This is a genomic window from Peribacillus sp. P4_D6 (assembly GCF_056401795.1).
Map to the genome: position 1 here is coordinate 1 of NZ_JBFUIQ010000291.1, position 1,996 is coordinate 1,996.

Annotated in this window: 2 protein-coding genes; both read right to left on the reverse strand. The window is 44.7% G+C overall.

Annotated elements, in window-relative coordinates:
* On the reverse strand, positions 1 to 967 hold a 967-nt coding region (locus AC1DVB_RS26855; RefSeq protein WP_477591869.1), incomplete at its 3' end, for a M20/M25/M40 family metallo-hydrolase.
* Positions 968 to 1,154: 187 nt separating this feature from the next.
* A partial coding sequence (locus AC1DVB_RS26860) for an acyl-CoA carboxylase subunit beta (RefSeq protein WP_477591871.1) occupies positions 1,155 to 1,996 on the reverse strand: 842 nt, incomplete at its 5' end.

Sequence of the window (1,996 nt, forward strand, 5' to 3'; positions counted from 1 at the left end):
CGCTACCACCGCCGCTTTTAACCAGCTCGCATGGACGGCCGATTTTCTCTGCTGCCTTTCTTGCGATTTCGACAACATGGTCACCAGCACCATATTTAAAACCAGGATACATGACGGTAACTTCAACTTCAGCACGTCCGCCCATTTCAATGGCTGCAGTCTCGAAAGCCTCTTTCATTTTCGCTACCTGTATTTCCATTTTTTCAGGGATCAAGGATCTTGCTTCTGCAAGGATTTCAACATGGTCACAAACAATATTGGTTTGCTGTCCCCCCTGGAAACGTCCGATATTGGCTGTCGTTTCTTCGTCGATTCTGCCTAATGGCATTCTAGAGATTGCTTTGGCAGCGATCGTAATGGYCGAAACGCCTTTCTCTGGAGCGACACCAGCGTGAGCAGTCTTGCCTAAAATGGTTGCGGACACTCTCGCCTGAGTAGGTGCAGCAACAACCACATTGCCCACTTTTCCATCACTATCAAGTGCAAAACCGAATTTAGCCGTTACAAGGGAGCGATCCAATGCCTTTGCCCCTACCAAGCCAGATTCTTCACCGACTGTAATGATGAATTCAATTGTACCATGTTCGATATTCTGTTCTTTCAACACTTTAAGCGTTTCTAACATGACTGCTAATCCAGCTTTGTCATCCGCCCCTAATATGGTCGTTCCGTCTGACACTATGTATCCATCTTTGATGGAAGGCTTGATTCCATTACCCGGTACAACCGTATCCATATGGGACGTGAAATAAATGGTATCTACGCCTTCTTTCGTTCCTTTTAAAGTACATACTAAATTCCCTGCACCATGACCGGTGACTGCTGTTGTATCATCTTCAAAAACTTCTACACCCAGTGCCCCGAATTTTTCTTTCAGCACTTTGGCGATGGCTGCTTCATTTTTCGTTTCGGAATCGATCTGCACCAATTCCATAAATTCATTAACTAAACGTTCTTCATTAATCATAAAATAAAACCTCCAAAAAAGTTTTCCTCTTCAATTATACTTCTAAAAGCGGCGCCCCGGCAAATAATGTGGCATGCTGGTCCTAAGACAATTTTAAAAAGTGAATGATGACTTATTTCAAAATGATATCTTCCCCCGTATGGAAAAGAGCCCAAAACAGATCGTTAGGGCTCCTTGCAAAGATTGATCACAATGGGATATTACCGTGTTTTTTCCATGGTCGAGTTTCTTTTTTGTTGCGTAGCATATCAAGAGATTGAATGATCTTAATCCTGGTTTCACGGGGATCGATAACATCATCCACCATCCCAAGACTTGCGGCGACATATGGATTGGCGAACTTCTCACGGTATTCTTCAATTTTAGCTGCTCGTGTCGCTTCCGGATCTTGGCTATTTTGAATTTCACGCGCAAAAATGATATTTGCCGCTCCAGCAGAACCCATTACAGCGATTTCAGCATTCGGCCATGCAAACGTAAGATCCGCACCGATGGATTTACTATTAAGAGCCACATAAGCTCCTCCGTATGCTTTTCGCAGAATGATCGTCAATTTAGGTACTGTTGCTTCCGAATAAGCATATAGCAGCTTTGCACCGTGGCGAATGATTCCGCCATGTTCTTGTTTAACGCCGGGGAAAAACCCTGAAACGTCTTCAAACGTAATAAGCGGAATGTTAAACGAGTCACAAAAACGAATAAAACGGGCAGCTTTATCTGATGAATCTATATCAAGTCCCCCTGCCAATACCTTTGGCTGGTTACAGACAAGCCCCACTGATTTCCCTTTGATCCGCGCCAAGCCGACCACTATGTTTTTCGCAAAGCCCTCTTGCACTTCCATAAAGGAATCCTCATCGACAACCTGCTCCAATACTTTCCGAACATCATATGGCCGGATCCCTTCATAAGGGACTACATCCGTTAAGTCCGGCCGGTAGTCATCTCCCTCATCCGCTTCCAAAACCGGCGGCTTCTCTTCATTATTTTGTGGAAGATAGCTCAGGAGCCGTCTAACGTCTGCCAAAA